We start from the raw sequence: 24,270 nt of genomic DNA, 5'->3' as shown, positions 1-24,270 counted from the left end.
TGAGATCAATTCTAGACCTGAAATGATTAAAAAAACCTGTTACAATAATCTTTATACCAGTTTAGAGTAAAAAATCATTCAAATGAACGATAGCAATTCATTGCTCATATTGTATACTAGGTATCTGGTTATTAAAGATTACGGGGTGCGAGCATAATGAAATATGAACCTATTTATAATGAATTAATCAAATATATGAAGACCGAAAACATTCGATTATCGGAGCCTCTCAGAGATCATGTCTACACGAAGCTTGGGGGCAAGGCTGATCTTTTTGTGACACCGGAGAGTATTGAAGAATTACAAGCGGCTTTAGAGATCGGAAAAGCGCATGATCTTCCTTTGACTGTCCTTGGTAGTGGATCAAATGTCATTATTAAGGATGGCGGTATACGTGGCCTTACTATTGGCATGGGTAAACTGACGAACCTTTCTATAGAAGGAGAAAGACTACATGCTCAGGCTGGAGCAGCGATAATTGAAGCATCAAGACTTGCCTTAGATTTCGGTCTGTCAGGTCTTGAATTTGCCTGCGGAATTCCTGGAAGCGTGGGCGGTGCTTTGTTCATGAATGCCGGTGCCTATGGCGGACAGATCTCCGATGTGCTTGAGAGAGCAACCGTGATGACACAGTCTGGTGATGTTCTGATGATTGATAAGGGAGATCTCGAACTTAGCTATAGAAAAACGACTTTTATGGACAGCGACTATATTATTTTAGAGGCTGAATTCAAGCTAGATACAGCTGACCCGGTTGTGATTAAGGCAAAAATGGATGTTTTAACGGAAGCGCGTGAATCAAAGCAGCCGCTTGAATATCCTTCATGCGGTAGTGTTTTCAAGCGTCCACCAGGGCATTTTGCAGGAAAATTAATTCAGGATAGTAAGATGCAAGGGGTGCGCATTGGCGGAGCAGAGGTTTCTAAAAAGCATGCCGGTTTTATCGTTAATATTGATAATTCCACGTCAAAGGATTATTTGGATTTAATTGATTTAGTGCGAACGACCGTTAAAAGCACCTTTGATGTTGATTTGGACACCGAAGTGATTGTGCTTGGGGAAGATGAATAAAACAAACGTATAGGATGTATAAAAAAGACGAGGGGAGGCTCTCGTCTTTTTGACATGGCAGGCAGGTCTTATCAAATTAAACTATATCGTTTCGGTATTTTTTCATCGTATGCTTTTTTATCTGATCCCAGTTGTTTGTTTTTAGATTGGACTCGTTTTTTTGTTTTTCAAATTGATCATACAAAGCTACAATCTCATCCATACCTCCCGACACCATTTGATTAATCGGTAATATTAAAAATAGTTTCATTGCAACATAATAGAGTCGTTTATGATTTAATAATTTTTCTTGTGCGGATGGAGTTACGTTAAAACCATTATCCTTTAATATAGAAAAGCCTTCGTATGTTGCCTCTATCATCATCGTTAAATCCACTTTACTTTTTGATAGGTTTTTAGCATCAAAATCATGTAGATACAATAGCGAAACAAATGGAATAATAAATATATAATGCGTTAGTAGCCAAGCTTCCACATCTTTTTCGATTGTCACCTTAAAATGATCTCCAAAAGCTTCTTTTACCCTTTTTTGCAGAGGGATATTGTTATTAAATTCTCCAAAGATAATATTTCCTTTTCCGTGAGTAGAAACAACCCGACCAGAATCCTCTCTTATTCCTCCACTTGCGTTAAATCCAAAGCCAATATTTTTGGTGATGGTTGAAAGTTTCTGAATCTCCTTCTCCATGCCAGTAGGATTAGCATTATTCCCTATAAACACAATATTTTCGCTGCGATTCTGTGCGATGTCTAAGTAGATGGAGGGAAATTGATTATATTTCATGACAACGAATATTAAATCGTAGAAATCGTCTTCCGTTAATGTAGATATAACGTTTATTTTATCGGTGGTTACTTTTCTTTGAAGAAAATGCTTGATCACTAACCCATCCATTTGTAGCTGTTTAACTCGTTTTCCCCTGGCTAATATGGTTACATCCTGACCAGCTTTTAGTAACGAATGTGTCAAATAACTTCCAATTACTCCTGCGCCCAGAACTAAGATTCTCATATATACTCCAACCTCTCCAATTTTAATGAACATATGTTTATTAATAAACATATGTTTATTATTCGTGATACAATTGGCTATATCAATGGTTAATAATTGCTTTACTGTACATTACTGAACAGAATCAGTGACATTGTTCATTGAAAATAAAAATAATGAAGGTGAAGACGAGTGGATAGAAGAATAAAGAAATCACAAAGAGCTATAGAAGCATCCCTAATAAAGTTAATGAACCAAAAAAGCTTTGAAGACATCACCATTCATGAGATTGCTGAAGAAGCAGATGTGAGTCGGGGAACGATTTATTTAAACTATGAAGATAAATACCATATTTTGCACAAATGTATGGATGCAGAATTAAATAAATTGATTGAATCATGTACCCCTAATCAAAGCAGTCTTCATGAAGCTGGTCAGCAAGCATTGCTTTTACAGACATTAGAATATATTAAGAGTAATTCTGATATTTTTATCATGTTGTTAGAAACTAAGGGTGTAGAAACATTCAGAGAAAAATTATTAACCCTTTTAAAAGAGAATATGTTCATTGAAGTGAAGTTGGAGGGAATCAACCAAGGGATGGATCGAGAGATTTTTGCTCAATTTTGGACCGTGGCCGTTATTGGGGTGATTGAATGGTGGATCAAGAATTCACTAGAGTATTCAAGTGAAGACATTGCAGAACATCTTTTTACGATCCTTTCAAGGAATGAAGTCGTTGGCTGACGCTATATGCATCAGAAAAAGTAAGAAGAGCCTTTGCGTAATTTACACAGAGGCTCTTTCCGCTAACTCTAAATGATATGCTCTCACTACAATGCCATCATCTGCCGGCTCGAAGTCAAACTCAGGCAATCGCTGAAACCCGAACCCTTCATAGAGGCGAATGGCATCGGTCATAAACTCTCCGGTGTGCAGGCCGATAGCTGGTAGGTCTTTTGCGTGAGTGCGCTTGATACATTCCTTCACTAGGGCAGAGGCAACACCCTTACCCTGTGCTTCTTTGGCGACCGCAAGCATACGGATTTCCGGATAGTCGAGCTCGTCAATGAATTCATAGGCGGTGGTCTTGGCTGGAAAAAGGACCACGCTGCCAACTATTTTTTCATTAAGAATGGCGACCATTAGCTCCACACCCTCTTGCTCATCGGCATCTGAGGAGAGGGTTTGCTCTAGAGCCTTCCAGTGGTCCACAGGAAGCTTGTCCTTATAGATGCGATAGGCTTCAATGCGTTGTGTTTTTATGGCAGGATACATCTCTTTTGTTGCATCCTGAATGTGTAGGTTGTTCATTGTTATCATCTGCCCATCTATTTAAGAGTAGAAAAACATTTCTTTTTTTCCGCTTAACTCTTCGCGGTGATGTGCGGAATCCCAAACAGCTACGTCCGGACCTTTTGGCAAAATGGTTGGCTCTGCTTTGTCTGGTGAGATGGTGATCGATAAGTGATAGTGCCGTTTGATGGCATCAAAGTCAGTTGTGTCACCAAAGCCAGCTGTTTGATAGAGATCACGCACATACCCCCACATGTGCTCGTATTCACGAATTAGATTTCGGTTCGTGTTGAAGGCCGTGTAGTAAGCTGCATCAAAACGAACAAGGGTTGAATACAAACGGACATCAGAATCCGTGATAAAGTCACCATGCAAAAATCGTTGGGTGGAGAGTCGCTGTTCAAAGTCGTCCAACCGTGCAAATAACGTCTCGTAGGCGGTCTCATATGATTCCTGAGAGCGGGCAAATCCGCATTTATAAACCCCGTTATTAATCTCGTGAAAGATGACTTCATTTAACGAGTCAATATCTTCGCGAAGATGCTCTGGATATAAGTCCGGTGCCTCTTTTTTGTGGTGAGGCTTCCAAACAGTTTCAAAGGAATTAGTGAGTGTAAAGTAGTCATTGTTCACAACTTTTTTGGACTCAACCTCAACCATCGCAGGCACCGTTGGACGACCGGAATAGTCTGAATCTGTATTTTGGTAAAGTTCACTCATATACTGAGCACCCAGAACAGGATCGACTCCTTCTGAATCTAACGAAAACTCCCAGTCCACCCGATCTAGTCTTGGACGCGTCGGACTAACCGTTCCTAAGCTAATGGCATCCTCCAAGCCAAGAATCCTGCGGACAATCACTGCGCGATGCGCCCACGGGCAGGCAGCTGACCAAATGAGTCGGTACCGTCCTGCTTCGATTGGTAGTTCATTTGAATTATTTCCAAATGGGGTGGTGAATTGATTGGTTTGACGCTTAAAAGAACCATCTTTGCTGATTTCAGCGGGTTTTTTCGTCATGAGTGTACGTCCTTTCCTACTTCAGATATGATGTTTTTATTTTACATCAGGATTGAAGAAAAGTATAAAAAAAGCAGCGAGTATCAGCTGCTTTTTTACTTTACTCGATCCAACGGCTTTGTTGGAAGGCCTTCCAACACCTCTCCTGTATAAGAAAATCTACCTCCATGACACGGACAGTCCCATGAACGTTCGGCATCATTCCAATTTAGGGTACAGCCCATATGAGTACAGGTGATATTGAGAAGGTGGGCGTTCCCCTGCTCGTCTTTGTACGCGCCAGTTTGTTTCCCGTTATATTTAATTACCGCCCCTTTATTGTTCTCTAAATCCTCTAGCTCCTTATCTCTTTTTTGCACCTTACCTTTAACGAACTCCTTGGTGACATCGGTATTTTCTTGTACAAAACTAGCGATGCTTGTTTTCTTTAATTTGGTTCGCAGTGGATCATATAAAGTGGTGTACTGGTTATCTTGATCAAGAATCAGATCGCGTATCAGAAGCGCTGCGGCTACCCCGTTCGTCATTCCCCATTTGCCAAAGCCTGTGGCGACATAGATATGGTCTTCCCCGGCGACATTTTGACCGATGTAAGGGATGGAGTCTAGTGTGATTAAATCTTGAGAAGACCAACGATAGGGAATGTCCTCAACCCCAAACCACTTTTCACCAAACTGTTTAAGTTGCTCGTAGGATTGAAAGCTGCTGTCTTCTATTTTTCCAGCAGTGTGACCAGCTCCCCCAATTAACAGTAGAGGCTCACCACTCGGTCCTGTTGCCGACCGTAGGGAAGTACCATTTGGTTCGATGTTCAATGACATACCATCTGGCAGGTCTGATTTGGGCTCTACGGCCAAACAATAAGATCTCTGGGCATGTAGACGAGTGAAGTAGAGTCCTGTTTTATCATTAAGTGGGAAATGTGAGCTGACGATGCAATGCTTGCTCTTTATGGTATACCCATCCGTTGTTATGGCAGTGGGATTCCTCTTCCCTTTAACCGTCTCAATACGAGTCCCTTCATAGATCTGCCCACCGTTTTTTAAGATGGATGGAACCAAGCCTCCAAAAAACTTTACAGGATGGAACTGCGCTTGGTTGGGAAGACGGAGGGATTTCAACACGTCAAAGGGCAATCCAACATCGCCTTCTTCTAATATCCCTTTAATGCCTAATTGTTGATATGCGTCAGCTTCATTTTTGATTTTTTCAACATAAGATTCACTCGTCGCATAAATAAAGGCATCCTTTGTCTCTAGCTCTGCGTCTATGTTTTCTTTTTCTACTAGTTCTCTAATAAAATTTAAGGCATTCTCATTAGCCTCGTAATATAATCTTGCCTTCTCTTCTCCTGCTTGTTTGATTAATTTATGATAAAGTGCTCCATGCTGGGAGGAGATCTTAGCCGTCGTATAGCCAGTTGTTCCATGTAGGACGTGATTGGCTTCGATAAGAGCTACGCCGAGACCGGCCTGACTTAATAGATAAGCAGCCGTTACCCCAGTCGTCCCGGCTCCAATTATTGCAACATCAACTTCAAGATCCTGCTCGAGCTTAGGAAAAGTAGATTGGCTCGCTTCAGTAAGCCATATAGAGTCCGGGGAGCGGGGGATTTGATTTGCTCTCATGTTTAGCCTCCTACAAATGGTAGAATATCCTGTCTATTCTCGCTATACCCTGAGTTAATAGGATTAAACGGATAAAGGTTACTACTTCATTTATAAAAGAGCGGGAAGGTTTTCTTCAGAAAATTTATACGAATGTCACTCTAATTGTTTAGGGCATTCTTAGAGGGGGAAGCGATACAGTAGAACCAAATTTAGGAGGGATTATTGTGGCAGATCCAAAGAAACAAGCCGAAGAACAACTCGAAAATATGTCTTCAGATCAGAAACAAGACATTTTAAATAGTTTTGATGAGTTCCAAAATTATTTAAGCGATAAGATAAATAAAGGTGAAAAACTCGGTCTAAGCGAAAATCAGTTGGCTAAAGGGGCAGAACGGGTGGCTGAGTATCTGAAAAACCATGAAGACCCTAAAAATACTGAAGAAAAGCTTCTCCAAGAATTATGGAAAGTCAGTGACGATGATGAGAAGCATCATTTGGCCCATGTTCTCGTGAAACTTGCAAGAAAAGAAGGATAAGTGAGTCAGTTGGAGCCCACGCTTTTGAGAAGCTGTGGGTTTTTTGTGTGGAATTAGTAGACAAGTCAGCAAAGAAGGGAAGATCGGTAAAAAGAATAAAGTTTTAATGAGGCGGATGTGGTGAATAAGGAGGTAAACAGCCATAATCATCTAGAGGGGAATGAGTGTATGAAGAAATTATTGGTTTGTGCCCTTACAGGTTTAGTGTTTTTAAGTGCCTGTGTAGAAGAGGAGCAGGGCGAGGAGGAATTTGGCGCAGCAAACGGAGAAGTGGAACAAAATGATTCTGATCAAAATGAATTAGATGCGGACACTCCTTCGCCTGAAGATATTTTAAACGAGGCGATCGCTTTCTATGACGATCTCACAGGCCTATACATAGTAGTGGATGGAGAGAGTGATGTCGAATTAGATGGTGAACAAGAGAATGTTCCAGAAGGCAGTATTTCTATGAGTACAAAAGAAACCCAATGGAACTTCATTGAGGATGGAGCCTTGTTCACTCGGCTTGAGTTAGAAAGCTTCGTAGACGGGGAAGAGGAAGGCGAAGATTTTGCTGCTGAGCAACAAACAAACATTCAATTTAGTGACTTAGATGATCCCAACTATACGATTACCTACGATGAAGGCGATGATCAGGCTGTTCGTTTCGAAACGGGAGCGAGTGCCGACCAAGAGGACATGACGATATGGGCGAGTGAATATCAGAGCTTACTAGAAGAGGCAGAATTGGCGTACGTTGGTGAGGAAGAAATAAATGGCTATCTTACCTATCAGATTGAAGCCACGTTGGATGGGGAAGTAACCAGTTATTGGTTTGATCAAGAAACCTATTTTGAAATTAAAACAGAACATTCCACTGTGGCTGATACAGAGAATGCTGCAGGAGATACAGATAGCACAATTGAAGTAGTGGAGTATGAAGTAAATCCAGAGTTTGATGAATCGCTATTTCAAGCCCCAGAAGGTGTTGAGGTTGTTGATGGCGAGCTTGAAGATACCTTTGAAGAATAAGCTAGAGATAGATGACTTGGAATGAGCCAAAGTCATCTTTTTTTGAGCTTTTATTAGGTGGAACAGGTAGAATGGCAAGCTATATTGATAAAAAAAGAGTACAACATGATAAACTAAAAAAAAATACAATTTGTTGTCGGAGGCCACCTACATGAATAAAGCACAATCTATGGACAACCAGCTACATAATTTAAGCACATCTATCACCACAGCCAGTATTGTATCCATCGTTCAATCCGTCTACACCATCAACCTAAACGAGCTTCCGATTGTATCTACTGAATCTTCTGGGGCCGTATTTCCTCCAGGTACAACAGCTGAAGAGGCCATCGCCACTCGCCTCGCTCAACACGATGGAGAGCTTACGGGACCAGAAATCCGCCAATTTATTAATGAAATGTTTGGTGTAAATCTAGATGCGATTTCTGCTTTAGACGGGGCGAAAATTTCGCTATTTTCAAAGGATCAGTGGGTCATTCAAAATGAAACCGACCTTTTTGTGGTATGGACCGGCCCAGGTGATCTGGATGTAAAGATATACCCAACGTCATATTTTATAGAACAAACAGGTGCATCCACCATTCCTGAAGAATTGAAAGATGCCCTCACAGACTTAGGCTACTCGTACAATGAGGAGACGGGTGGTTGCTATTACGTGAGCCCTACAGGTGAAGCTGTACAAGATGCTTTCAAAGGCCAAACTATTGGCGCGGTTGTTCAAGTAATTCGCGGAGCGTATTCCCATTTATAAATGTAGGGAAGTCGATTAAATTTTATAATGAGGAATACTTTTTTTAGCAAGAAGAGCTGCGCATGTAGCAAGAGGCGAGGCCAGTTACCAAGAGCGAGGCTGATTTTATCAAGAAGAGTTGCGCAAGTAGCAAGAGCGAAGACCTGATACCAAGAGCAAAGCTGAAAATACCAAGAGAAGCGCCGCAAGTAGCAAGAGCGAAGACCTGATACCAAGAGCAAAGCTGAAAATACCAAGAGGAGCGCCGCATGTAGCAAGAGCGAAGACCTGTTACCAAGAGCAAAGCTGAAAATACCAAGAGAAGCGCCGCAAGTAGCAAGAGCGAAGACCTGTTACCAAGATCAAAGTTGAAAATACCAAGAGGAGCCCCGCATGTAGCAAGAGGCGAGCCCTGATACCAAGAGCAAAGCTGAAAATACCAAGAGCCCCACCACAAATAGCAAGAACCCCCAACCCCACTGCCAAAAAATAAAAGGGGAGACAGGCAACGTAACATGCCGATCTCCCCCTTTTTCATAATCTATTTACCGAACGATGATAGGAACTTTACGCGATCTCCCATTGGGGGTGTGTTTTGATCAATCAATGCGACTTCGAGAACGGCGGGGCCGTCGAGGTTTGTTAGTTGATCAACCACGTTCTGAGTAAGGTCGGACATATCAGAGACGCGAACGGTTGGAATGTTCATCGAGGCGGCCATGGCGCTGATGTTGATTTGCTGCTGTTCAAAGGTTGGGTGCGTACGTTTAAATTGCAGCGAGTGTCCATGGTATACCATGCCGAGGCGCGCGTTGTTCATAACAACAAAAAGGATCGGTAGGTTGTATTCCTTAGCAGTTAGAATCTCCATCCCGTGCATGAAGAAGCAGCCATCCCCGGTGATGCAAGCAACTGGGCGATCTGGTTCGGCGAGCTTGGAGCCGATTGCTGAGCCAATTCCGCTTCCCATGGCGCCGAAGTGTACATTGATGCCATAGGTGTCTGAGTCGACTACCTTCATATGATGAATGACGTAGGCCATGAACTCACCAATATCAATCGTATAACGAGTGGAGGCAGGCAGGTACTGCTGTAGGTTCAAGAGCACATTCTTTGTGTTGTACTCTGCTACATCTTCAGTATCAGTCGTTTTTTCTTTCTCGCCAAGCTCGGTTCGTGTTAGGCCTCTTGTTCTCAATTCTTCAATTAAGAATAATAGACTCAGATTAATATCTCCGAGTACGGGCAGGTCTGTTTTGTATTTACGATTAAAAACAGTCTCGTCAAAATCCAGTTGCACGGTAAAACGGTTTTCTGCAAGCTTCACGTTATAGTTATTGGTTGCCGTTTCACCAAGACTCGATCCGACTATAAATAGAATCTCACCTTCGCCTCCTGCAATGAGTTGGGACGCGGCTTCATGACCGGCGAAGCCATACACGCCAACTAGAAGGGGATGGTCATCTGGGATATAGCCTTTTGCTTGAGGGGTTGTGATAATCGGCCACTTAAGCATTTCGGCAAGCTCTAGTAACTGCTCCACGGAGTTGCGCACGCCTTGACCAACAAAGAGATATCCGCTTTTTCGAGTGACAAGTGCATCAGCTACCTGTTTAATCTTTTCAAGGTCGGGAACCATCTGCTCTCTGACAGGTGGTGCAGGCATATTGACGACATCCACCACACCATGCTGTACATCAATCGGAATAGCGACATGAACAGGACCGGGCACGCCTGATATCGCTATCTCAACGGCTTTTGCTAGTTCCGGCAAAACGTCCTTAGCTTCATTTACCGTTACACTATATTTGGTGACGGGACGAAAGATTGGCTCAGCATCTAATTCTTGTGATGCATTTAGGCCAACGGTATTCACCGGTACGGCACCTGTTAGAAATAAAACGGGCAGGTGCTCACGCATGGCATTTGCCGCTCCTGTGACAAGATTGGTTCCGCCTGGACCGCTGCAGCCAATGGCTACGCTTAGCTCTCCTGAATACTTGGCGTAAGCGGCAGCCATATAGGATGCGGCACCTTCATGCTTTGTAACAATAGGGGTGATCTCCGTCATTTCATAAAGTTCATCAAAAAATGCATTAACGGATCCTGCTGGAATGCCAAAGATGTGACTGACACCATTACTTTTTAGATAGTCTAATACCAGACGCGCTGCTTTCATGATCCTATCTCCCTCAGTTTATAGATTCACACACTATTGGAAATATTTTATCATAATATCAGACGATTGTACTGGTTTACTGAAAAAATATCCCTGCATCATCTGGCAGTTTAACTCGGATAAATAATCGGCTAATTCCTTCGTTTCGACACCTTCAGCAATCACTTCAAGACCTAAATTGTGCGCGAGCGTTATAATCGTTTTGGTGATGGCGGCATTGTCACGAAGCATGTCCTGCACATAGGATTTATCTATTTTTAATGTAGAGATTGGCAATTTTTTCAGATAGCTTAGTGACGAATAACCTGTGCCAAAATCATCAATTGCTAGTTTGATCCCGAGATCATTTAATTGCTTCATAGTGGTCACAGTTCGTTCGGTGTTTTTGACAATTAGATTCTCTGTAATCTCCAGATGTAAATACTCTGGTGACAGCCCTGTTTCCTCTAATACGTGCTCAACCATTGTGAACAGCTGACTCTGCTCAAATTGCTGTACCGAGAGATTCACCGCCATTGTAATCAAAGGATATCCGTTTTGATGCCATTCTTTCAGCTGCTTGCACGCCTCTCGTAACACCCATTCTCCAATCGGCACAATTAAGCCAGTTTCCTCTGCAATGGGGATAAAGGTATCTGGTGAAATCATCCCTTTTGTTGGGTGATTCCACCTCAACAAAGCTTCAACGCCACGGATGGTCTTCGTTTGATATTCAATTTGCGGCTGATAGACAATCGTTAGTTCCTCGTTTTCTAAAGCTTTGTACAGGTCATTTTCCAAACGGATGCTCTCAAAGGTTCTTGTATCCATGCCTTCACTGAAGAAATGAAAGCTGTTCCCAGGCGTGTCCTTGGATTTATACATAGCCGTGTCCGCATTTTTAATCAGCATCTCGGTTGTGTCTCCGTTATCTGGGAAAAGACTAACACCGATGCTTGTTTTTATAAACATCTCATGATCCCCGAGCTGAAACGGAATAGAGAAGGCATCGTGAATACAATGTATTTCCTTCACAATGTCCTTTTCGCTTTTGACAGCTGGCAAAAAGATCGTGAATTCATCTCCTCCTTGCCGCGACACCGTAGCACCCTTTGATACGCATTCAGACAGACGTTTAGCGACCTGCTTTAGCAATAGGTCGCCATAGCTGTGACCAAGCGAATCATTTACTAGCTTAAAGCGATCTAAGTCTAAATAGAGAACAGCTAACCTTTCATTGTGGAGTTTTGCATATTCTAAGCCCTGTGTAAGGCGGTCTAGTAATAGAACCCGGTTAGGCAGATCTGTTAAACTATCAAAATACGCATGGTATTTAATCTTTTCTTCAAGCTGTTTTCGTTGGGTTACGTCTTTGAACGTAACCACCTCGCCAACGATGTGATCTTTTTCTTTAATGGAAGAAATCACATATTCTACTGGAAAGCTAGAAAGGTCCTTTCTATAAAAAATCGTGTCCGTCGTATATCTTTGAGTTGATGAGACATGTACTAAACAGCTTTCTATATTTTCTTTTCCATACATAATTTGCTCAACGGGGTGCCCGACTAATTCAGCCTCAGATTCATACCCGAGCATAGAAGCCCCAGCTGGATTACAGAACGTGATATTCCGCTTGAGGTCTAACCCAAAAATCCCTTCACCAGCAGAATTAAGAATTAACTCTTTCTCACGGCTTAGCTGTCTCAGCTCTGTAACAACATGCTCTAGTTCTTTGTTTTTTTCAATCACTTCAAAGGTGCGCTTCTCAATCATAATCTCTTGTTTTTCAACATACAGGAGAATAGAAAGGGTGGAGGCTGTTACATCAACAATGGATTGAGCAAGCTGCATTTTTGAATCTAGATACAAATACGGCTCTTTATCTAAGTTGACAATGGATATTTGACCCAGAAATTTCCCCATTGAGATCAATGGAAACATTGCTAGCCCCTTAATACCAAAGTTACGGCATAAGTCATGGTTAGGTCGGTCATCCTCAAATACATTTGGAATCTGAATCGGTTTTTTTGTTTCAGAAACCTCCTGCACTAATGGATCATTATCCTGGTCAAACTGTGTCTTCTCATGAGTTTTGATCCAATTTTCCTCGGTCCAATCACTGTCCTTGCTTAAATTAGCGGGTTTGATTTGTTTTCCTGCGATTGGGTCCAATAAGTGAACGCCTATATTTGAATTATTAAGTACCTTTGTTAGGTAGGAGAAGCATGTGTCTAAGCTCGCTTGATAGGTTGAGCACATGGATAAAGCACGATTCACATCAAGCAGTAGCTGTTTATCATTAATCAGATGTTGTTTATAGGCTAGATTGTTTGCATTTTGAATAGCAACGGCGGCCATGTTCACATAGGCCTCAACCGTTTGAATCTCTTGATCTGTTAAGTTCATAGGAATTCCATAATCAAATAGGAACATCAGACCAAATAGCTCCTGTTCCACAGAAATAGGGAGCACTAATAAGGATTTAATTTGAAAGCCTTTTACTGCACGAGGATCGGGACGGGAATCTTTAGACGTATCAGGGATATAAATCGTTTTTTTGGTTTCAATCACTTCTTTAGCCAGTAGATCATATTGCGTATCAATGACATGCATGTCCAATGTCATACCATTGATAACATCTGGTTTACCAACATAACCTCTAAATGTTCCGTCCTCCTGTGGCAAATAAATACCCACAGAGTCACATTGCACAATCTCCTCAGAGATGGCCAGTGTTACTTGCTCCAATGCCTCACGAAGATCCTGCTTCATGTTGATCATTTTTGTAATATTCGCAAGTCGAGAATACCTCGTTTGTTCCTCAGGCATTTTAAAGCCTCCCATCATCTGTAGTAGTCGGTTTATGTCGTATGAGATATCTACATCGTTTCTATAAAATAAGTTCGTGTTGATTGCCAATTAATAATTATATAGTTCATATTTCATATGTTTATTTTACAGTATTCCTAATCTAAATAGTGAAAAAGATGTTGAACCACGTCGAATATGATTCGTCCTCCTCTTTAACGTATAACCGAATATAAAGAGGAAAGGCTATTGGAATTTGAAGTGAATTATTATAAGCAGGATTCACTAGGAGGTAAGTATGGTTTTAATTGAATCAGGGAATTCCACTTGAAGGAAAATTTAGGTTTTTATATGCTTGGATAAGGGTAGTGGAATAAAATAGACAATTTATGTAAGGGATGAACATAAAACCTTCAACCAAAAAAGGGAGACAACAAGATGAAGCGATTGATAGTGGCCGGTATACTTTCCAGTGCTTTACTAATGGGATGCGGGAACGCAAATGAGCCTGAACCCATACCAAATGATAACGAGCAAGGAGCTGAAGAAGACATGGGTAAAGCAGCAGAAGACGAATTTACAAGCCAATTCCTCGTATCCAATGAAGAAGAGGAAGAAGGATTTTACCGTATGCGTGGGGAGTTAGGTGGGTTTGAGATGTTGATACCGAGGGATGCGGTGGTTGATCACAAAGATTATAGGATAACAGATAATGCAGTAGAAAAGTTCATATTTTGGGATATTAATAAAGATGACAACTATAATCTAAGCTTTGATATTTATTACCACAGAGATTTCTCAACTGATCTTCGGGAGTCATACTTAGAGAGTTTTGTTGAGGGTTTAGATTATGATGGTGAGATTAAAAGTGAAGAGGTTGAACTAACTACAATATATCAAGGTTTCTTTGAAGAAGAATATGAAGATAATCCGTCATTCTATGTTCTTTGGGCTTATGTTTTTTCAGATGAATCTGAAGAAGCAATATCATTAATCTATAACATTACTGCGATTAGTGAAGATAATAATGAAATTAATATTGAGGATCATAAAAAGATATTTGATGACATTATCAGATCTTTAACTTTTTAAGGTTGAATAAATGGGGGAATAGATGTGCAGAATTCAATTCTTGTGGATGAAGTGTTGCAGATGAGAATTGTAGATTTAGAATATGAATTTCCAAATATGAGTAATGAAGAAATAAAAGAAGCTATACAAAGGATATATCTAGAAGAGAAGGGTAGATCTCTTGAAAAGGATTTTGATATTCATCACATGAACAACCCTAACGATAAACAAGAGTTTAGTACAGACGCTAAAGGTACAGCTTTAGTGTTTAAAGAGGAAGAACAGACTGATTTAGTTTTTATTTCTAGAGGGAGTGTGTCTTCCGAAGATTGGGTAGATAACATTTTTGGAGTTGGAGTTGGGAGTGGTGGTGCAGAATATGCTAGAGAATCTAGTGTGTTTTTAAAAGAAGTAGAAAAAGTTTATGGTGGAGAAATAGTGTTTTATGGATTGGGACATTCTAAGGCACATAACACTTTATCCTCGATGCAATTAAACTCTAATACATTTGAATCAATTGATACTTTTAATGGAGCTCAGTCCAATGTTTATCAGCAAAACGAAATTGATTTGAAATTTAGAAGGGAAATAATTAATAAATATAGAGATTCTGATATTCGATCCATTCCTCCTCATGAAATAGAGGAATTCGCAGTAGAGTACTATAAGGAAAAGGGCATCAATATCAATCAATCCCGCTCAACAAGTGACTTTCTTTACGCGTTAGACGCATTTCCCGGAATGTTTGTAGTGGGTAATGTGTCGGAGTATGAGACAGATAGTCAAAACTCTGGGTTTGTTCAAGCTGTCGAGGCCATACCGCAAGAAGATTTACGTCTTCTTAGTGAATTTCTCGCTCCATTCGGTGAAGTATACGCCGAAGATGGTAGGGATGGGGCAATTGAAGCAGCAAAAGAAGCGGCCTTATCTTTTTACAAAAACCAACCTGGTTCAGATCCAATTGATTTTGATTCATTAAAGAGTTCAATGGTAGGTCTAGTAGAAGGTTTGGAGAAGTCTGGTTATCTTTCTTCTAAAGAAGCGAAAGAAATGAATGAAGATCTTGATACATTATTAAATAGTGTGGAGGTTATTTATTTACGAGCATATGAAGGAGAGGGGACAAGTGGTCTTAGAATGATCACTGATGGTGTAGTGACATTTTATCAATACCAAATGAATATGAAAGGCGCTATCGATAGAATTCAAGAACACTTTGAAGGTGTAGCAGAAGCAGCCTACAAACATCACAGTCTTGAAGCTTTGATGAATGAATTATCAGAAGGGAAGTTCTATCAGAATGATGAAATGTATCTTGAATTAATCGAAGGTCGGGGCGGTCAGAATCATATTAAGTTAAATCTATCAAGAACTTTAGATGCGTATGAGGCTATGATTGATGTTTTAAATAATCAAGAGAATATGGTGGAAACTTACCAAGCTATGATTCAACAAATATATGTAGATGCTTACGAAAATAAAAAACAAACATTAATACAAAAAATGAATACGATGGAAAGTAACTATCGTGCCTATCAACATCTCATTCCTTCAAGTAATCATGGGTTAATAGAAAATTTAAGGTTTCATGAGGAGTTTAATGCACTGATAGATCCTCCTATTGAAGGCCTAGCTGTTATGTCCCGGATGAATCGAGAAAAAATTGAAACAACTGCTAATGCGATGCGGGAAGGAATTGAATTAATTTTTGATAGGGATCATAATGTTGCTGGTATGTTTAAATATCTATCTGGTGAGATTTAAAGGAGGTAATGATATTGGAGACTTATGGTTTAAGAGGGACTTATAAACTTGAAGGAGAAGCTTGTTATGATCAAAAGAGAAATCATGTCGCCCACCATGTTCAGGAGATGATGAGTGGTCTAGGCGGCTTGCAACATAAAGTCAAAGGTATCCTTGATTCAAGTGAAGGGGAATCCATTTTAGCTACAATTGAAGCCGTTGAGGAGAGCACAATAAAAGGACAAGAACGTTTGCAAACGGCCCTTGATGAATTCATTACATTTCATCAAAAGTATGAGCAACAGGTAAATGATATGAAAACACAGCCCTATACTATTACGTATATGCAGGTGCCAAAAGATTAACATTTCAAGAGTTAAACAGCTTCTTCTCACTGATAGCTGTTTTGTTCACGGGAAAGGAAGGTGGGCTATTGAAATGGATGCTAGCTATGATATGTGTATGTACAGGTATACTAGTAGCGTGTGCAACAGAAGATCAATACGAGTCAGCTACAAGTGAGATGAGTAATACATAAAAAAACTTATACATCGACTTAATCACCCTTTTTATCTTTTTTTTGGAACACATAGGTTGCAGATATAATGGCATCGACCACTAGAATAATTCCCCATATCATTGAGGTTGAGTGGAACGCTTGATTAGCATAAGGTGTTTCTTCAAAGCTTTCGCTACCCATCCAACCTAAATCTGATAAATAAGCCATTGATTCCTCAAAGCTAAGTCCACTAAGACCAAAAAATAATACTTGTGTCCCTAGAAAAATAAGTAGATGAGATACCCATGAAATGGCATAGTATTTGGCTTGATATCGTGAATCTTTTTGCTTCGCCATTTCTCGATAGTCCGCGTCAGTTATAAGATTGTCTTCATCAATTTTCTTTCTCATCCATCTGTCGAGCTTCTTAAAGTCTCGCACTCCAAACGTCACTGCGTATAAAACAAACAGGCTAATAATGATCTGGAACGCAGAGATCTCGCCTGTTAACGAATAAACATACCAAGCTAATATCATCTCTAATACAGTTAAAGCAATAAAACTTATGATAAATCCTTTAGATAGGTTAGGTTTTTTTAATTTATATCTGATGTAACCAAATAATAAGAGAGAGATAAATCCTAATACTTCAATGGCAATAAATAGTTCCCACTGGACATTGATAATCCATTGATTCATTTGTAACACCTCTTTTTAACTCAGTTGAATTATTTAAAACATAACATAAAAAGAGCGTAGGATCAATTTTTTAATTCACTTGAGTTAAAATAAATGATATTCTACATGTATGCCAAAAATAGTTGATCATACAAAAAGAAAGCAATTAATTGCTCAAGCGACGTGGAAAGTCATTAGTGAACAGGGTATTCATCATGCCACATCTAGGACAATCGCTAGTGAAGCTGGGTTGTCACAAGGGGCTTTACGACACTATTTTTCCAAACAAGAGGGCCTATTAACGTTTGCCATGGAGCTAGTAAAGGAACAGCTGGTCACCAGATTAATCAAGCTGGATAACAAACAGATGGAGCCAAAAGATAAAGTGGTGGAATACCTCTTGGAATTTATCCCTACTGACAAACAGACTCTATTAGAAATGGAGGTTTGGTTTGCTTTTATCACATATGGAAAAACGGAAAAAGGATTTACTGTTAATAATGAGGAGCTCGAAAAGGCCATTAAAGCTGCAATCGTGTTTTTAAAAAATGAATCACTGCTTAAAGATGTAGATGAAGAGAAAGAAAAAGAAAAGCTATATGCTTTTATAAATGGATTAGCTTTGAATCTCTACTTAGAACCACATCTAGTGAATAGAGAACAGAGTAAGGAGATTATAAAAGATTATTTAAAATACATTATGAATTAACCTTAGGCTGTTCCATACATCAAAAAATGGAGCAGTCTATACATTTTAATTAAAGGGAAATTTCACTTTCTGTGGAAGTAGAGTAACTATGGATAAAACGTATTAAGACCATTTGAGAGGAGTTCTACGATGAAATGGAGGACAGCTGCAATTGGTATGTTGTGTGCTGGGCTATTGCTCGGATGTAGTGAGGCTGAAACGATTCAAGAGCCAGAGAGTGAGCCTGATGTTCAGGAAGAGATTCTAGAGGAGAATGAGGATGGACGGGCTGTTGAAGATGAGTACACACAGCAATTCCTTGTATCAAACGAAGAAGAGGAAGAAGGCTTTTATCGAATGCGTGGAGAGCTGGATGGGTTTGATATGCTTATTCCACGTGATGCAGTGATGGATGAAGACGCACATACGGTAATAGATGATAGCGAAGAAGCTTTTGTGTATTCTGTGGGTGAACAAGAGGAACTAATTGTAGAGCTTACGTATGATCGTGGTGTGACAGAGGAATTAAGAGATGGTCATGTTGGAGAGTTCACTGATTCTCTCAATTATAACGGTGTTGTGAACCATGAAATGGAGCAAGGCATGAGATATTTTACAGGTGCACTTGAGGAAGAAGAAAATCAAATTTATTGGGCATATATTTTCCCAGAAGAGGAAGAGGATTCTCAAGCATTCACGATCATTTATACGACAAGCTCTTCAGCGGAACGAGAAACCTTTGATAAGCTCATCCAGTCTTTTCAGCTTAGTGAGTACTTGCAATAGCAAAAGGAGTCTACCATGCCTGAAGGTTTTTTAATTTGTACTATCTTGTCTCTAGTACTTTTTTTGCTCTCTTATTTAGTGGGTGTAAAAAGGAAAGTAGCGTTCATTTCATTCTTTTCATTGGTATTTTTGAAGGGATTGAATGCTGCAAATAAAGGTAAGATTGCTAAAAGCTATGGAGTTTACTCTGTCATAATGGCAGTCACCTTTTTTAGTTTGCCTTTTTCTATTAAGAGTGTAGGTGAACTTATCATTTGGTTCTATCTATTATTTATTTTGACTACAACAGTTTACTTAAAAATAATCGTTCATAAAGAAAGGGACTCATGAGCAAGCGTGAGTCCCTTTTCTATCTAATTATCATTTTCAATGTAGACGAAAACGAAAGAATTAACCAGAATGTGTGGCCGCTAGCTAGATACTCGTAAAAGCCCCATCAATAACAAAGTCAGATCCGGTAGTAAAGGAGCTGGCGTCCCCTGCTAGGTAGACGGCGATAGCTTGTAGCTCTTCTGGCTTGCCGATGCGACCTAAAGGTGATACGCTTTCCCATTCTTTAATAAGAGGTTGCAGATCGGGTGAGTTAAGCGTTAATTCTGTTCCAATATATCCTGGGCTGATGGTATTGACGCGTACACCTTTTTTGGCCCACTCTACAGCAAGTGATTTACTTAGCTGGATGACGCCTGCTTTAGAGGCATTGTACGAGACTTGTGGCTGGGGGAAGTTGACGATATGTGCTGACATAGATGCTGTATTAATGATTGAGCCGCTTCCTTGTTTGATCATGACCTTTCCGGCTGCTTGAGAGGTTAGAAACACGCCGGTTAAGTTAATATCAATGACTTGCTTCCATTGTTCCAAGGTCATCTCTTCGGCTGGAGCATTTATACAGATACCAGCATTATTAAAGGCGATATCAATGGTGCCGAACTGAGTGACGATTTGATCAATCATATGGTTAACATCATTGGCTTTCGTAACGTCTGCTTGAACGGCAATGGCTTGGGCTCCAGTTGCTTCTTGAATGGAGGTGGCAACCTTTTGAGCTTCGTCCAAATCAAGGTCAACAATGGCTACGTCTGCACCTGCCTCTGCAAGAGCGGTAGCGATGTTTTTGCCAATACCTCTTGCACCTCCTGTTACATAGGCTTTTTTTCCGGTTAGTTTAAACTTTTCAATAATACTCACGTTCCACACATCCTTCCTTATTCGTTTTTCCCATTTATGTCATTTCCATTTCAGTTTAAAGCGGTTTCATTTTATGTGTCAAGAATGGCAGTTGGTAAATTGTACAAAATAAAGATCGAGCGTCAAAGCAAGAGCCATCCCTCGATACCAAGAAAGAAGTTCCGCATACCAAGAAGAACAAGGGCCAAAGCAAGAGCCTCCTCCTGATACCAAGAAAGAAGCCCTATATACCAAGAGGAACGAGGGCCAAAGCAAGCGCTAACTCTCGATACCAAGAAAGAAGCCTTGCATACCAAGAGGAACAAGGGCCAAAGCAAGAGGCCACCTCCGATACCAAGAAAGAAGCCCCGCATACCAAGAGGAACGAGCGTCAAAGCAAGAGGCAACCCCCGATACCAAAAAAGGAGCTCCGCATAACAAGTGGAACGAGCGTCAAGCAAGAGGCAATCACTGATACCAAGAAAAAAGCTCCGCATACCAAGAGGAACAAGGGCCAAAGCAAGAGCCCACCCCCTATACCAATAAAGAAACCCTGCATACTAAGAGGAAACGAGCGTCAAAGCAAGAGCCCACCCCCGATACCAAGAAAGAAACCCTGCATACTAAGAGGAACAAGCGTCAAAGCAAGAGCCAACTCTCGATACCAAGAAAGGAGCTCCGGATACCAAGAAGAACAAGGGCCAAAGCAAGAGCCCACCCTCGATACCAAGAAAGAAGCCCTGCATACCAAGAAGAACGAGGGCCAAAGCAAGAGCCATCACTCGATACCAAGAAAGGAGCTCCGGATACCAAGAAGAACAAGGGCCAAAGCAAGAGCCCCCTCCTGATACAAAGAAAGAAGCTCCGGATACCAAGAGGAACGAGCGTCAAAGCAAGAGCCGCCCCCACTCCAAAAGAAACGAACGGTTTGTTCGTTTCCAATACTCTCTACAACGTTTTTAATAAATCATACAAGTTATTCTTCGCCTCAAAGCCAACCCCTGGGGCATCAGGCAGTGTAACAAACCCATCCTCTACAGAATGTCCGTCCGCAAATCCGCCGAATGGTTGGAACACACCTGGGTAGGATTCGTTTCCATATAAATGTAGTCCGGCAGCTATATTAAGCGACATTTGATGTCCTCCATGTGGGATGCAGTTGCGGGAGGACCAACCGTGCTCGTCCAACATGTTAAGTATTTTCATATACTCGACCAGTCCGTAGCTGAGGGCACAGTCAAACTGAAGAAAGTCGGTTTTTGGGTTCATGCCGGCGTAGCGAATAAGATTGGTTGCATCCTGAACAGAGAAGAGATTCTCGCCGGTTGCAATGGCATGAGGGTAGACTTTTGAGAGCTCCTCCTGCAGTTTGTAATCAAGAGGATCGCCAACTTCCTCGTACCAGAACAGCTTATAATCTTTAATCGCTTCTCCAAAGCGAATGGCTTCTTCTAGGTTAAAACGTCCGTTCACATCTACCATGAGATTATCTCCAGAGCCAACCACTTCAATGACGGCTTCAATTCGTTTCAAATCCTCCTCTAACGGAACGCCACCAACCTTCATTTTTACTTTTGAATAGCCCATGTCCAAGTACGTTTTCATCTCATCCTTTAGCTCAGAAAGACCTTTGTCTGGCATGTAGTAGCCACCTGCTGCATACACAAATACTTTTTCATCAATTGTGCCATCACCATACTGGTCCGCTAATAATTGGTAAAGTGGGACCTCTTCAATTTTGGCTACAGCATCCCAGATTGCCATATCTAGCGTTCCCACTGCAACCGTTCGTTCCCCGTGACCACCGGGCTTTTCATTTTGCATTAGAATGTCATAGATCTTCTCTGGGGATAGGTTCGTACCAGCTTCATTTAACATCTCATCGGGGCTTGCTTCTAATAGACGAGGGATAAAGCGTTCTCTTAAAATACCACTAGGGGCGTAGCGGCCATTTGAATTAAATCCATAACCCACAACGGGCTTTCCATCTCGAATGACATCCGTCTTCACAGCAACAATCGAAGCGTTCATTTTACTAAAATCAATAAATGCATTGCTAATCGTACTACTAATAGGTACCGCTTTTTCTTGAACATCAACAATTCTCATAACATTTCGCTCCCTTTTAAAAATAGTAGCCCAACTAGTTCTCTATAACCTACTTAAAAAAGATTTAACCTTGATGGAGAAAAATAACGTTCATTTCTATCATGTCAGTGTATTAAACTTTACATATTCTCAGACCATAAGCGCAAGAATTAGGATGAAATGGGTCATGCATTCTTGTTAAGATAAGCACATTAGAGGGTACCTCGATTAGATAGGGAGGCATAGGTGAATGGAAACGAGTAATAGGGTAGGCCAGCTTTCATTTGAAGAGATGTGGGATCATATTTTGGATTGCGATGCTTCCTATGATGGTTTGTTCTTTACTGCAGTAAAAACGACAAAAATCTATTGTCGGCCTTCCTGTCGATCAAGGAAGCCTAAGAAAGTGAATGTGGAATTTTATCTGGAGAAAGAGCAAGCTGAGGAGGCAGGATACCGTGCGTGTAAAAGATGCCAGCCTGAGCGAGAGGAGTCGCCGCACCGCCAGCTAATTAGACAGGTGACATCATTTTTAATAAATGAGTATCAGAAGCCATTGCAGCTACGCGATATTGCTTTGCATGTTGGGGTCAGTCCATTTTATTTAGAGCGTTTATTTAAACAGGAGATGTCGGAAACGCCTCGCACGTATATAGACAAAATACGAATTGATAAGGCGGCCTATCTCCTAACACATACAAAGCAAACCAATCTTGAGATATGTTATGAGGTTGGGTTCCAAAGTCCGTCGACCTTCTATCAGGTGTTTCGACGTGTAAAGAACTGCTCTCCCAGCGAGTACAGGAGGCGACTCATATATGAACTGGATTGATTATGAAACATATGTGGAACTACTTCCTCCGCCTGAATTTTGCTTTGAGGAGTGTTTAGTATTTTTAGGCAGAGCCGATCATGAAGTATTACATCGTACAACAGAAGAGGCGGTTTATAAGCTCCTTAATCTAAATAAATCAAACATACTTATCCGTGTTACATCGGCTGATAAAGTGATAAGGATAGATTTTCTTCACGGTGACATCTCATCTGCAGCTACTCGTGAGGAGATTGCTGCTTTTGTTTGGGAATGGTTTGACCTAGACCAGGATCTTGCTGCTTTTTATTATGTGGCGGAGCAGGATCCAATCTTGCAAAAACTAGCTCACAGCTATTTTGGTCTTCGTATCATCTGTATGCCTGATTTATTTGAAGCGTTGGTTTGGGCCATTTTAGGCCAGCAAATTAATTTGACGTTTGCTTATACATTAAAGAAACGGTTTGTTGAACAATATGGAGAGAGTTTTTCCGACAGTGGAGAAACATATTGGATATTCCCATCAGCAGAGCAGATAGCTTCCGTGGAAGTAGCTGAGCTTCGCGAGCTTCAGTTCAGTGCAAGAAAGGCTGAATACATCACTGGAATCGCTGAAATGATGGCCGAGGGTTCATTAACAAAAGAGACCCTACAAGGGATGGATCAGCATGAGCTTCATAAAGAACTCACCAACATCAGAGGCGTAGGAGCTTGGACCGCTGATTACGTCATGATGAAATGCCTGCACATTCCATCGGCTTTTCCGATTGCGGATGTTGGCTTACACCAGGCGTTACAGCATCAATTAGGCTTGGAACAAAAGCCATCTATAGAGGAAATCCAATCATACGCTGTAAACTGGGAAGGCTGGCAGGCATATGCCGTCTTTTATCTTTGGAGGTCATTGTATGACAGTTTTGTATAAGGTAGACTACACCTCTCCTATTGGTGTGATCGAGATCATTGGTACAACAGAAGTGATAACATCTATTATGTTTTCAAAAAAGGGGCTATCTGATCAAAAACCATGCTCAGATACACCATCTGTTCTTAGAACATGCTATCAGCAGCTTGATGAATATTTTAAAGGGCAGCGGATGGAGTTTACGTTTCCTTATGAAGTGCAGGGCACGGATTTTCAGAGGAGTACGTGAATGGCACTGGAAGCCATTTCCTATGCGAAGACGAGCACATACAAGGAGTTAGCTACGAGCATTGGAAAAGAAAAAGCCGTTCGGGCAGTAGGAAATGCAAATGGGAAAAATGTGCTGAGTATCGTTATTCCCTGTCATCGCATTATCGGCTCAAACGGGACTTTGACGGGCTATGCGGGCGAAGTATGGCGTAAGGAATGGTTGCTTAATCACGAACAAAAGCATAATGGAAAAAGGACAGCGGCAGATTAATGCCCGCTGTCCTTTTTAATGGTGCCTGCCAAATCCATGCAGAGCAGATTACGTTTTGGAGATAAGAGAAGTTGGTAAAGGGGAGACGGGGGCCGT

General features: G+C 41.0%; 22 protein-coding genes and 1 pseudogene. 14 read left to right on the top strand and 9 right to left on the bottom strand.

Annotated features, from left to right (window positions below; genetic code table 11):
* The first annotated feature begins 156 nt into the window (after positions 1-156).
* A complete protein-coding gene (gene murB, locus FN960_RS06850; protein WP_143847946.1) occupies positions 157-1,071 on the top strand; it encodes a UDP-N-acetylmuramate dehydrogenase in 915 nt (304 codons plus the stop codon).
* Between the two features lie 76 nt (positions 1,072-1,147).
* Here the strand turns inward: murB and FN960_RS06845 are convergent, their stop codons facing one another.
* Positions 1,148-2,083, bottom strand: a complete 936-nt coding sequence (locus tag FN960_RS06845; protein ID WP_185970948.1) for a ketopantoate reductase family protein — start codon at positions 2,081-2,083, stop codon at positions 1,148-1,150.
* Positions 2,084-2,254: 171 nt separating this feature from the next.
* Between FN960_RS06845 and FN960_RS06840 the strand changes: the two genes are divergently transcribed.
* Positions 2,255-2,809: a TetR/AcrR family transcriptional regulator gene (locus tag FN960_RS06840; protein ID WP_143847944.1), complete on the top strand. Its 555-nt coding sequence runs from the start codon at positions 2,255-2,257 to the stop codon at positions 2,807-2,809.
* A 42-nt stretch (positions 2,810-2,851) separates the two neighbouring features.
* Here FN960_RS06840 and FN960_RS06835 read toward each other — a convergent pair whose 3' ends face one another.
* The 3 genes from FN960_RS06835 to FN960_RS06825 all read right to left on the bottom strand — a co-directional run bounded on the left by FN960_RS06835 (position 2,852) and on the right by FN960_RS06825 (position 6,006).
* Complete coding sequence (locus tag FN960_RS06835; RefSeq protein ID WP_143847943.1) at positions 2,852-3,376, bottom strand: GNAT family N-acetyltransferase; 525 nt, start codon at positions 3,374-3,376, stop codon at positions 2,852-2,854.
* 21 nt (positions 3,377-3,397) lie between these two features.
* On the bottom strand, positions 3,398-4,378 hold the full coding sequence (locus tag FN960_RS06830; protein WP_143847942.1) for a glutathione S-transferase family protein: 981 nt from the start codon (positions 4,376-4,378) through the stop codon (positions 3,398-3,400).
* A gap of 95 nt (positions 4,379-4,473) precedes the next feature.
* Complete coding sequence (locus FN960_RS06825; RefSeq protein ID WP_143847941.1) at positions 4,474-6,006, bottom strand: FAD-dependent oxidoreductase; 1,533 nt, start codon at positions 6,004-6,006, stop codon at positions 4,474-4,476.
* Positions 6,007-6,254: 248 nt separating this feature from the next.
* Between FN960_RS06825 and FN960_RS06820 the strand changes: the two genes are divergently transcribed.
* The 3 genes from FN960_RS06820 (at position 6,255) to FN960_RS06810 (ending at position 8,289) form a co-directional block, all read left to right on the top strand.
* Positions 6,255-6,524: a DUF3243 domain-containing protein gene (locus FN960_RS06820; RefSeq protein ID WP_143848069.1), complete on the top strand. Its 270-nt coding sequence runs from the start codon at positions 6,255-6,257 to the stop codon at positions 6,522-6,524.
* A 168-nt stretch (positions 6,525-6,692) separates the two neighbouring features.
* Positions 6,693-7,538, top strand: a complete 846-nt coding sequence (locus tag FN960_RS06815) for a LolA family protein (protein WP_143847940.1) — start codon at positions 6,693-6,695, stop codon at positions 7,536-7,538.
* Between the two features lie 151 nt (positions 7,539-7,689).
* The gene (locus FN960_RS06810; RefSeq protein WP_143847939.1) at positions 7,690-8,289 is read left to right on the top strand and encodes a hypothetical protein; all 600 of its coding nucleotides are present in this window, start codon (positions 7,690-7,692) and stop codon (positions 8,287-8,289) included.
* Positions 8,290-8,809: 520 nt separating this feature from the next.
* On the opposite strand, the gene FN960_RS06805 is transcribed toward FN960_RS06810, so the two are convergent.
* Entirely contained in the window at positions 8,810-10,447 is a 1,638-nt protein-coding gene (locus FN960_RS06805; RefSeq protein WP_143847938.1) for a thiamine pyrophosphate-binding protein, read from the bottom strand.
* 33 nt (positions 10,448-10,480) lie between these two features.
* Positions 10,481-13,255, bottom strand: a complete 2,775-nt coding sequence (locus tag FN960_RS06800) for a sensor domain-containing phosphodiesterase (protein ID WP_143847937.1) — start codon at positions 13,253-13,255, stop codon at positions 10,481-10,483.
* Positions 13,256-13,672: 417 nt separating this feature from the next.
* Between FN960_RS06800 and FN960_RS06795 the strand changes: the two genes are divergently transcribed.
* Genes FN960_RS06795 through FN960_RS06785 form a run of 3 tightly spaced genes read left to right on the top strand, consistent with a single transcriptional unit; the run spans position 13,673 to position 16,413 of the window.
* The gene (locus FN960_RS06795) at positions 13,673-14,326 is read left to right on the top strand and encodes a YvcA-related protein (protein ID WP_143847936.1); all 654 of its coding nucleotides are present in this window, start codon (positions 13,673-13,675) and stop codon (positions 14,324-14,326) included.
* Between the two features lie 24 nt (positions 14,327-14,350).
* A complete protein-coding gene (locus FN960_RS06790; RefSeq protein ID WP_143847935.1) occupies positions 14,351-16,069 on the top strand; it encodes a DUF6792 domain-containing protein in 1,719 nt (572 codons plus the stop codon).
* 14 nt (positions 16,070-16,083) lie between these two features.
* Positions 16,084-16,413, top strand: coding sequence for a hypothetical protein (locus tag FN960_RS06785; protein WP_143847934.1), 330 nt, complete (start codon positions 16,084-16,086; stop codon positions 16,411-16,413).
* A gap of 191 nt (positions 16,414-16,604) precedes the next feature.
* Here the strand turns inward: FN960_RS06785 and FN960_RS06780 are convergent, their stop codons facing one another.
* A complete protein-coding gene (locus tag FN960_RS06780; RefSeq protein ID WP_143847933.1) occupies positions 16,605-17,246 on the bottom strand; it encodes a YfzA family protein in 642 nt (213 codons plus the stop codon).
* 109 nt (positions 17,247-17,355) lie between these two features.
* Between FN960_RS06780 and FN960_RS06775 the strand changes: the two genes are divergently transcribed.
* The 3 genes from FN960_RS06775 (at position 17,356) to FN960_RS06765 (ending at position 19,029) form a co-directional block, all read left to right on the top strand.
* Complete coding sequence (locus FN960_RS06775) at positions 17,356-17,934, top strand: TetR/AcrR family transcriptional regulator (RefSeq protein ID WP_143847932.1); 579 nt, start codon at positions 17,356-17,358, stop codon at positions 17,932-17,934.
* A 129-nt stretch (positions 17,935-18,063) separates the two neighbouring features.
* Entirely contained in the window at positions 18,064-18,699 is a 636-nt protein-coding gene (locus tag FN960_RS06770) for a YvcA-related protein (RefSeq protein WP_143847931.1), read from the top strand.
* Between the two features lie 15 nt (positions 18,700-18,714).
* Positions 18,715-19,029, top strand: coding sequence for a hypothetical protein (locus FN960_RS06765; protein WP_143847930.1), 315 nt, complete (start codon positions 18,715-18,717; stop codon positions 19,027-19,029).
* A gap of 84 nt (positions 19,030-19,113) precedes the next feature.
* Here the strand turns inward: FN960_RS06765 and FN960_RS06760 are convergent, their stop codons facing one another.
* Both FN960_RS06760 and FN960_RS06755 read right to left on the bottom strand, forming a co-directional pair.
* Complete coding sequence (locus FN960_RS06760) at positions 19,114-19,890, bottom strand: SDR family oxidoreductase (RefSeq protein ID WP_143847929.1); 777 nt, start codon at positions 19,888-19,890, stop codon at positions 19,114-19,116.
* A 927-nt stretch (positions 19,891-20,817) separates the two neighbouring features.
* Positions 20,818-21,978 carry a mandelate racemase/muconate lactonizing enzyme family protein gene (locus FN960_RS06755; RefSeq protein ID WP_143847928.1) on the bottom strand — a complete coding sequence of 387 codons (1,161 nt, stop codon included), beginning with the start codon at positions 21,976-21,978 and terminating at the stop codon, positions 20,818-20,820.
* Between the two features lie 229 nt (positions 21,979-22,207).
* On the opposite strand from FN960_RS06755, the gene FN960_RS06750 reads away from it, so the two are divergent.
* The 3 genes and pseudogenes from FN960_RS06750 to FN960_RS06740 all read left to right on the top strand — a co-directional run bounded on the left by FN960_RS06750 (position 22,208) and on the right by FN960_RS06740 (position 24,174).
* Positions 22,208-22,789: a bifunctional transcriptional activator/DNA repair enzyme AdaA gene (locus tag FN960_RS06750; protein ID WP_143847927.1), complete on the top strand. Its 582-nt coding sequence runs from the start codon at positions 22,208-22,210 to the stop codon at positions 22,787-22,789.
* The gene (locus FN960_RS06745; protein ID WP_143847926.1) at positions 22,776-23,693 is read left to right on the top strand and encodes a DNA-3-methyladenine glycosylase family protein; all 918 of its coding nucleotides are present in this window, start codon (positions 22,776-22,778) and stop codon (positions 23,691-23,693) included. The genes FN960_RS06750 and FN960_RS06745 overlap by 14 nt, the downstream gene beginning before the upstream one ends.
* Positions 23,677-24,174: pseudogene (locus FN960_RS06740) on the top strand (methylated-DNA--[protein]-cysteine S-methyltransferase). Before FN960_RS06745 ends, FN960_RS06740 begins: the two are co-directional and overlap by 17 nt.
* Positions 24,175-24,270 lie beyond the last annotated feature (96 nt).

This window comes from Alkalicoccobacillus porphyridii (genome assembly GCF_007293315.1).
GTDB classification, from domain to species: domain Bacteria; phylum Bacillota; class Bacilli; order Bacillales; family Bacillaceae_D; genus Alkalicoccobacillus; species Alkalicoccobacillus porphyridii.
Note: the sequence above shows the minus strand (reverse complement) of the source record. Positions and strands in the feature narration are given on the sequence as shown.

Bases quoted from the DNA above. Each gene is read 5' to 3' on its own strand.
- FN960_RS06795 (WP_143847936.1), top strand. From the start codon at position 13,673: ATGAAGCGATTGATAGTGGCCGGTATACTTTCCAGTGCTTTACTAATG.
- FN960_RS06775 (WP_143847932.1), top strand. From the start codon at position 17,356: ATGCCAAAAATAGTTGATCATACAAAAAGAAAGCAATTAATTGCTCAA.
- FN960_RS06815 (WP_143847940.1), top strand. From the start codon at position 6,693: ATGAAGAAATTATTGGTTTGTGCCCTTACAGGTTTAGTGTTTTTAAGT.
- FN960_RS06825 (WP_143847941.1), bottom strand. From the start codon at position 6,006: ATGAGAGCAAATCAAATCCCCCGCTCCCCGGACTCTATATGGCTTACT.
- murB (WP_143847946.1), top strand. From the start codon at position 157: ATGAAATATGAACCTATTTATAATGAATTAATCAAATATATGAAGACC.
- FN960_RS06750 (WP_143847927.1), top strand. From the start codon at position 22,208: ATGGAAACGAGTAATAGGGTAGGCCAGCTTTCATTTGAAGAGATGTGG.
- FN960_RS06800 (WP_143847937.1), bottom strand. From the start codon at position 13,255: ATGCCTGAGGAACAAACGAGGTATTCTCGACTTGCGAATATTACAAAA.
- FN960_RS06755 (WP_143847928.1), bottom strand. From the start codon at position 21,978: ATGAGAATTGTTGATGTTCAAGAAAAAGCGGTACCTATTAGTAGTACG.
- FN960_RS06845 (WP_185970948.1), bottom strand. From the start codon at position 2,083: ATGAGAATCTTAGTTCTGGGCGCAGGAGTAATTGGAAGTTATTTGACA.
- FN960_RS06745 (WP_143847926.1), top strand. From the start codon at position 22,776: ATGAACTGGATTGATTATGAAACATATGTGGAACTACTTCCTCCGCCT.
- FN960_RS06770 (WP_143847931.1), top strand. From the start codon at position 18,064: ATGAAATGGAGGACAGCTGCAATTGGTATGTTGTGTGCTGGGCTATTG.
- FN960_RS06765 (WP_143847930.1), top strand. From the start codon at position 18,715: ATGCCTGAAGGTTTTTTAATTTGTACTATCTTGTCTCTAGTACTTTTT.
- FN960_RS06780 (WP_143847933.1), bottom strand. From the start codon at position 17,246: ATGAATCAATGGATTATCAATGTCCAGTGGGAACTATTTATTGCCATT.
- FN960_RS06810 (WP_143847939.1), top strand. From the start codon at position 7,690: ATGAATAAAGCACAATCTATGGACAACCAGCTACATAATTTAAGCACA.
- FN960_RS06805 (WP_143847938.1), bottom strand. From the start codon at position 10,447: ATGAAAGCAGCGCGTCTGGTATTAGACTATCTAAAAAGTAATGGTGTC.
- FN960_RS06835 (WP_143847943.1), bottom strand. From the start codon at position 3,376: ATGAACAACCTACACATTCAGGATGCAACAAAAGAGATGTATCCTGCC.
- FN960_RS06820 (WP_143848069.1), top strand. From the start codon at position 6,255: ATGTCTTCAGATCAGAAACAAGACATTTTAAATAGTTTTGATGAGTTC.
- FN960_RS06830 (WP_143847942.1), bottom strand. From the start codon at position 4,378: ATGACGAAAAAACCCGCTGAAATCAGCAAAGATGGTTCTTTTAAGCGT.